Here is a 278-nt window from a genome sequence, read left to right as displayed (position 1 = left end):
TACGGAAGATTCGCTGACCACGAAGCTTGTATGATCCGACCTGCAGAATCACCGAAACGGTTTCCATCACGAACACACCGCCCATGATGACCAGTAAGATCTCCTGACGTACCAAGACTGCGATAGCTCCCAATGCTGCGCCAAGAGCAAGTGATCCAACATCTCCCATGAAGACTTGAGCCGGGTAGGTGTTAAACCAGAGAAACCCGAGACCCGCACCCACAATCGCGGTGCAGACAATGACCAGTTCACCGGCCCCTGGCAGATAAGGGATATGC

The 278-nt window shown here is 53.6% G+C and carries 1 pseudogene; it reads right to left on the bottom strand.

Features of this window, described 5'->3' with window-relative positions:
• Positions 1–278: pseudogene (locus MTCD1_RS19025) on the bottom strand (phospho-N-acetylmuramoyl-pentapeptide-transferase); the annotation flags it as partial.

It is taken from the genome of Colwellia marinimaniae, from assembly GCF_002207865.1.
In the GTDB taxonomy this organism is placed as follows: domain Bacteria; phylum Pseudomonadota; class Gammaproteobacteria; order Enterobacterales; family Alteromonadaceae; genus Colwellia; species Colwellia marinimaniae.
Note: the sequence above shows the minus strand (reverse complement) of the source record. Positions and strands in the feature narration are given on the sequence as shown.